The 6,458-nt window shown below is 64.0% G+C and carries 6 protein-coding genes, 2 tRNA genes and 2 pseudogenes; 6 read left to right on the top strand and 4 right to left on the bottom strand.

Annotation, left to right across the window (positions count from 1 at the left end; translation table 11 throughout):
• The 3 genes and pseudogenes from RKP46_RS06685 to RKP46_RS06695 form a co-directional block, all read right to left on the bottom strand.
• Window positions 1–302 (bottom strand): annotated as a pseudogene (locus tag RKP46_RS06685) (hypothetical protein); the annotation flags it as partial.
• 69 nt (window positions 303–371) lie between these two features.
• Window positions 372–447: transfer RNA gene (locus tag RKP46_RS06690), tRNA-Lys, on the bottom strand.
• Between the two features lie 49 nt (window positions 448–496).
• A tRNA-Lys gene (locus RKP46_RS06695) sits at window positions 497–572 on the bottom strand.
• 170 nt (window positions 573–742) lie between these two features.
• On the opposite strand from RKP46_RS06695, the gene paaG reads away from it, so the two are divergent.
• From paaG to RKP46_RS06710, 3 genes are all read left to right on the top strand, one after another.
• Window positions 743–1,534 (top strand): 2-(1,2-epoxy-1,2-dihydrophenyl)acetyl-CoA isomerase PaaG, encoded by a 792-nt coding sequence (gene paaG, locus RKP46_RS06700; protein WP_311105921.1) that lies wholly within the window; start codon window positions 743–745, stop codon window positions 1,532–1,534.
• 83 nt (window positions 1,535–1,617) lie between these two features.
• Window positions 1,618–2,145 carry a hydroxyphenylacetyl-CoA thioesterase PaaI gene (gene paaI, locus RKP46_RS06705; RefSeq protein ID WP_311105922.1) on the top strand — a complete coding sequence of 176 codons (528 nt, stop codon included), beginning with the start codon at window positions 1,618–1,620 and terminating at the stop codon, window positions 2,143–2,145.
• Window positions 2,146–2,203: 58 nt separating this feature from the next.
• The gene (locus RKP46_RS06710; RefSeq protein WP_311105923.1) at window positions 2,204–3,412 is read left to right on the top strand and encodes an acetyl-CoA C-acyltransferase; all 1,209 of its coding nucleotides are present in this window, start codon (window positions 2,204–2,206) and stop codon (window positions 3,410–3,412) included.
• Between the two features lie 17 nt (window positions 3,413–3,429).
• On the opposite strand, the gene RKP46_RS06715 is transcribed toward RKP46_RS06710, so the two are convergent.
• Window positions 3,430–4,686 carry a patatin-like phospholipase family protein gene (locus RKP46_RS06715; protein ID WP_311105924.1) on the bottom strand — a complete coding sequence of 419 codons (1,257 nt, stop codon included), beginning with the start codon at window positions 4,684–4,686 and terminating at the stop codon, window positions 3,430–3,432.
• Between the two features lie 227 nt (window positions 4,687–4,913).
• Here RKP46_RS06715 and rpe point away from each other — a divergent pair, with 227 nt between their 5' ends.
• From rpe to RKP46_RS06730, 3 genes and pseudogenes are all read left to right on the top strand, one after another.
• Complete coding sequence (rpe, locus tag RKP46_RS06720) at window positions 4,914–5,603, top strand: ribulose-phosphate 3-epimerase (RefSeq protein WP_311105926.1); 690 nt, start codon at window positions 4,914–4,916, stop codon at window positions 5,601–5,603.
• Window positions 5,600–6,289, top strand: a complete 690-nt coding sequence (locus RKP46_RS06725) for a phosphoglycolate phosphatase (protein WP_311105925.1) — start codon at window positions 5,600–5,602, stop codon at window positions 6,287–6,289. The genes rpe and RKP46_RS06725 overlap by 4 nt, the downstream gene beginning before the upstream one ends.
• Window positions 6,286–6,458 (top strand): annotated as a pseudogene (locus RKP46_RS06730) (anthranilate synthase component I); the annotation flags it as partial. The gene RKP46_RS06725 and the pseudogene RKP46_RS06730, both read left to right, overlap by 4 nt.

Here is a 6,458-nt window from a genome sequence, read left to right on the forward strand (position 1 = left end):
CGGTAGTCGGCAAAGGCGTAGATGGCCCACTGGCCCGACGGCGAGAAGTTGAACTCGGTGTAGGCGGTTTGCCCGGCGAGGCTGACGAAGGCTTCGAAACAGGTGTGCTCCCAAAGGCCGTCGGTGCGGCCCGCCGGATCGGGCGTGGGGATGAGCAGGCGGACGATGTCGCCGCGCAGGCAATAGTGGAAGCTGAGCGCGCCGTCGGCATCGCGTGCGGCGCCGGTCTCGATCGTCCGCACGACCGGTGCCGGCGTTGCCGGATGGCAGAGCAGCGTCAACGGCAAGTCGCCGGGAAGCATCAGAGGAACTCTTTCCTGGTTCTGGTCGTTGGCGCGCGATCGCCGCAGTGTGCTTGCCGTCGATCGATCTGGTGGGGCGTCAGAGACTCGAACTCTGGACCTACGGATTAAGAGTCCGCTGCTCTACCAACTGAGCTAACGCCCCGACCTTGCGTCCTGCGCCGCAGCGGAGGCCCTTTCCCGGACCAGACGCCTGGTGGGTCGGGTGGGACTCGAACCCACGACCAATGGATTAAAAGTCCACTGCTCTACCGACTGAGCTACCAACCCCCAAGAGCCGAGGATCTTAGTCAGCCGGGCGATGCCTGTCAACGCAAAGCTTTGTTCCGGAGCTGTCTGAAGACGGTGGCAGCGCGGCGCAGTTGACATCTGCACGCTTCATTTGTAGCGTCCTGCTCCGCGGCCGCTAGCGGCGCGTCCTGACGAGAAAAAAGACCCCAATGAGCTTCGCCACCATAAACTATGCTGTCGACGCGGGCATTGCCCGGATCACGCTGAACCGGCCGGATCGTCTGAACAGCTTCAACGAGGTGATGCACGAGGAGATTCGGCGGGCGCTGAGCTTGCTCGAAGTCGATGCCAGCGCGCGTGTTCTGGTTGTCGACGGTGCCGGGCGCGCTTTCTGCGCCGGCCAGGATCTGAGCGACCCCGCCGTGGCCATCGGCGATCAGCCGCCCGCGATCGGCGATGTCATCGAGCGCAACTACAAGCCGCTCGTTCTTCGTCTGCACAAGCTGCCGATGCCGACATTGTGCGCTGTGCACGGAGTTGCCGCCGGCGCCGGCGTCAGTCTGGCGCTCGCCTGCGACATCGTCGTCGCCGCACGGTCGGCCAGTTTTCTGCAGGCATTCAGCCGAATCGGCCTGATTCCCGATACCGGCGGCACTTGGTTTCTCCCGCAGCGCGTCGGCATGGCGCGTGCCCTGGGCTTGGCCCTGCTGGCCGAGCGCCTGTCGGCCGAGCAGGCAGCGGACTGGGGTTTGATCTGGGCTTGCGTCGACGATCTTGACCTGCTGCCCACGGTCGATCGCCTGGCCGGGCAACTGGCGGCGTCGGCGACGCGGGCGCTCGTGCGCACCCGCGAGGCTATGCGTGCTGGCATGAGCAACTCGCTCGAGCGCCAGCTCGATGTGGAGCGTGACATCATGCAGGAGCTGGGACGTTCGCACGATTACCAGGAGGGGGTGAGCGCGTTCATGGCGAAGCGGGCGGCCCGCTTTCGCGGCGAGTAGGCGCATGGCGCTGACGGTTTTCACCCACAAGGTCGGTTGCCGACGCCGTATGCGCCGCGCCGCCGCATCGAGGATCAATTGCCATGCCCAGAGCAAGTAGCGGCGCATCGCCGACGCAAGCTGCTGTCAAGCTCGCCGCCGAAACCGCGCAGGCGATGTTCGAGCGCGACGCGGCGAGCAAGCTGATCGGTCTGCGCCTGCTCGTGGTTCGACCTGGCTACGCCAGACTGGCGATGCTCGTTCGCCCTGACATGGTCAATGGTCACCACATTTGTCACGGCGGCTATCTGTTTACGCTCGCCGATTCTGCTTTCGCCTATGCTTGCAACAGTTACAATCGCAACACGGTCGCCTCGGCGTGCCACATCGACTTTCTCGCCCCGGCGCGCGAGGGCGAGGAACTGGAGGCGGAGTGCGAGGAGCGCTCGCTCGCCGGCCGTACCGGCGTCTACGACGTGACGATCCGCAATTGCCAAGGCAAGGTCATTGCCCTTTTCCGCGGCAAGTCCTATCGAATTGCCGGTGAGGTGATTGCCGGACTGGTGGCGGAGGCCAGGGACGACGGTTCGTTCAACTTGCCGGCCAGGACGATGGAAGGGAATCCCCAGTGACGGCCCCCGCACGGGGTTGAGGCTGGAAGCCGTACGGGCTGCTGCGAGTACAGGAACAATGACTGAAGCATTCATCTGCGACGCTGTCCGGACGCCGATCGGGCGTTATGGCGGAACCTTGTCGTCGGTGCGGACTGACGATCTGGCTGCGACGCCGATTCGTGCGCTGATCGAACGTAATGTCAATGTCGATTGGGCGGCGGTAGACGACGTCATTTACGGTTGCGCCAATCGTGAAGGTGAGGATAACCGCAACGTGGCGCGCATGGCCGGCTCGCTCGCCGGACTGCCGGTGGAAGTGCCGGGAAGCATGCTGAACCGGCTATGCGCTTCGGGAATGGATGCGGTTGGCCTGGCGGCGCATCTGATCAAGGCGGGTGAGGACGACTTGATCATTGCCGGCGGCGTGGAGAGCATGTCGCGCGCACCGTTGGTGATTGCCAAGACGCAAACCGCCGCCTTTTCGCCACGCACATCGACGCAGGCTGCGGCAGCCGGCTGGCGTTTTGCCAGCCCGATGCTGAAGAAGCTCTACAACACACGTTCGATGGCGCGGACGGTCGATCATCTGGCCGCCCGCTTCAGGATCTCGCGCTCAGATCAGGACGTGTTTGCCTTGCGCTCGCAACAGCGCTGGGCGGCGGCTTACCGGAGCGGCCGCTTTGCCAACGAAATCGTCCCGGTACGCATTGCACAAAGCAAGGGCGGACCGCTGTTCGTCGATGTCGATGAGCACCCGAGGCCAGAGACGACGCTTTTCTCGCTCGCCAAGAGCCCGCCGGTCAACGGTTTCGGCGGCACGGTCAGCGCCGCCAATTCGTCCGGCGTTACCGACGGGGCTTGCGCGCTGCTCATCGCCAGCGAGGCTGCCGCGCTCGAACACGGTCTCACCCCGCTGGCGCGCGTCGTGGCGCTGGCAACGGCCAGCGTCGATCCATGCCTGATGGGTTTCAGTCCGGTTCCGGCGATTCGCAAGGTTCTCGTCAAAAGCAGGCTGTCGCTCGCGCAAATGGATGTGATCGAACTGAACGAGGCTTTTGCCGCGCAGTGCCTGGTCGTCCTGCGCGAGCTGTCGATTGTCGATGACGCCAACTGCGTCAACCCGAATGGCGGAGCCATCGCGCTCGGTCATCCTCTCGGAATGACCGGCGCGCGTTTGGTGACGACGGCGACCTGGGAATTGCATCGGCGCGCCGGCCGTTACGCTCTGTGTGTGCTGAGCGTCGGGGTCGGGCAGGGGCGGGCGATGATCATCGAGCGCGTCTGACCCCAGTCGGCTGCTGCTCAGTCGTCGAGGGCGTCGCCTTGTGGCCACGCGATGAGGCGCGGCGACTCGGCCAGCCAAAGCGGCAGGAACTGACGGGCGCGCAGTGCACCATGTTCGCGCAGTTCCTGGACGAACTCGGGTTGGCGGTCGAACTTCGAGGCGACGCCCAATTCGGCCTTGCTTCTGTCCATTGTAATCGTGTAGACCGTTACCGGTTGATAGCCGTCAAACAGACGAACGGCCGGATGCTCGGGGTCGGTGCGCGCAATCGGAGCCAGCCGCGCCAGCCACTGATTGATCTTCTCGATGAAGTAAAGCTCCTGATTGAGCGACAGATTGCCGGATAGTTCGTTGCGCCTGTCCTCGATCATGCCGAGTGTCCTGGGTGCCTCGCTGCGTCGCTGCGGGTTGATCCGGATGACCCAGATTTCCTGCGGTTTGCGATTCCGTTCGCTGTCGGCGAGAAACTGCCGGACCGGCGGGTTCTGCGAGAAGACGCCATCCCAGTACCGACCTTCACGCTGATCGTCGGCGAACATGCCTGGAATGCGCTGGGCGGGGCGCAGGTCGGGCAAGGTGCCGGAAGCGGCCACCGCCTCGCGGCTGATCGGCCCACGACGTTCGTAGCGAGCCTCCATGGCGGGTTGGAACCACGAGTCGAAGGCGGTGAACGCGCCGCTGATGATTTCCACCGCGCCGAGCAGCAGGCGTGGCCCTGTCTTCTGCTCGGCGATTCGCGCCAGGTCCAGCTCGCCGAATTCCGGTGCGCAGGTCTCCAGGAGCGCCATGAAATCGTAGAACTCCGGCCTGATTTCGCCAAGGTCGGCATGCGGCGCAATCATTTCCTCAATACCCGACCACTGCTTTAGCGAGGCCATCAGAAGCTCGTGCGATTGTGCCGGGTAGGGCTGCTTGAGCATCAGGCCCATTTCGGCGAGTTTGTAGATTTGCTGGCCGAACCAGTTCATCCCGTATTCGCCCAGCTTCTGCACCTGGAAGGTATCCCAGAGTTGCTTGAGCACGCGCCGCGCTTCTCCGATGCTGCCGGTGCGGTCGCCCTTGGCCATCAGGCCGTACCACACCGAGAAGGCGTTCAGCGCACCAGCCGAAGTTCCGCTCAGGCCGACGATCTCGAAGCTTCGTCGGGCGTCGCTGTTTGCTTTGCTCGTGGCTTCGTCCTCTTTCGCTTGCAGCAGCGCGTCGAGTACGCCGCACGTGAACGCCCCGTGAATTCCACCCCCCTGACAAGCAATCGCTACTCTGCGTGTTTCCATCTGTGTTCTCCCAAGGAATTGGTGCCGCCCGTCCCGTCGTCGTGGCCGCCGGCGCGCGCTCAGGCTCCGGAAGCGGCGAGAACTGGCTGCTCGTCAGTCTAGCAAGTTCATCAGATCGCATTCCGGAAAATTGAGTCTCACCGCACTGGCACGCCGGTCCGGCCGTGAAGTCGGAGCCGGGGCAATTCGCGGTACAATGGATGCTCCGCCGCCAAGGGCTTGCTGCCGTGTTCGTGATCGCTCCCAGCATTCTTTCCGCTGACTTCGCCCGCCTCGGCGATGAAGTCGGGCAGGTCATTGCCGCCGGCGCCGACTGGATTCATTTCGATGTCATGGACAATCATTACGTCCCCAACCTGACCATCGGCCCGCTCGTCTGTGCCGCCATCAGACCGCTGACCGCTGCTCCGATCGACGTGCATCTGATGGTCAAACCGGTCGATCGCATCGTCCCCGAATTCGCCCGCGCCGGTGCCAACCTGATCAGCTTCCACCCGGAAGCCTCCGAGCACATCGACCGAAGCCTGTCGCTGATTCGGGAAAACGGATGTCAGGCCGGCCTCGTTTTCAATCCGGCAACGCCGCTGGCCTACCTGGATCATGTCATGGACAAGCTCGACCTGGTTCTGCTGATGAGCGTGAACCCGGGTTTCGGCGGCCAGACCTTCATTCCGTCGACGCTCGCCAAGCTGCGTGCTGCACGCCGGCGGATCGAGCGCTACGCGCGCGCCAGCGGCCGCCGGATTCGCCTGCAGATCGACGGCGGCGTCAAGGTCGACAACATCGGTGAGATTGCGCGTGCGGGAGCCGACACCTTCGTCGCCGGGTCGGCCATTTTCGGTGCTGCGCGCGGCGATGACCCGAATCGTTACGACACGGTGATCGCTGCCCTGCGTGCCCAACTGGAGACGAGATGAGCCCTGCTACGCCAGCCATTCGTGCCGTCCTGCTCGATCTTGATGGAACTTTGCTCGATACGGTGCCCGATCTGCATGCCGCTGCGAATTTGATGCTGGGCGACCTCGGGCGGGCGCCGCTGGCGGTAGACGACATCCGCAGCTACGTCGGGCGCGGCATTCCGAATCTGGTCAAACGCATCCTGGCCGGCGGAAGGGAAGCCGCCGACGACCCCTCGCCTCCGCCGGCCGAGGCGCTGGCCAGCTTTCGCCAGCACTACGCACAGGTGAACGGTCGGCAAAGCACGCTGTTTCCGGGCGTTCGTGAAGGTCTCGCGGCGTTCCGTGCGCTTGGCTTGCCGATGGGCGTCATCACCAACAAGGCTGAGGCGTTCACCCTGCCCTTGCTGGAGCAGATGGAGCTGACGCCTTTCTTTGCGGTCATCGTCAGCGGCGACCTGCTGCCGCGCCCGAAACCCGACCCCATGCCCCTGCTGTGGGCGAGCGGCCGCCTCGGCGTTTCGCCGGCGACCGTGCTGATGATCGGCGATTCGGTGCACGACTGGCACGCCGGGCGAGCCGCCGGTTGCCATGTCTTTCTTGTCCCGTACGGTTATAACGAGGGGCGCGACGTGCACGATCTGCCTTGCGATGGGATCGTCTCGTCGCTGCTCGAGGCGGCTCAACGCGTGACAGGCCAGCCATGAACGATGCATACTTCAATCGCCTTGCGGCCGAAGGCTATAACCGGATTCCGGTGACGCTCGAGACCTTCGCCGACCTTGACACTCCACTGTCGATCTACCTCAAGCTGGCCAATCGTCCGTACAGCTATCTGCTCGAATCGGTGCATGGTGGCGAACGCTTCGGCCGCTA

Origin of the sequence: Accumulibacter sp. (assembly GCF_031732815.1) — a bacterium.
GTDB lineage: Bacteria > Pseudomonadota > Gammaproteobacteria > Burkholderiales > Rhodocyclaceae > Accumulibacter.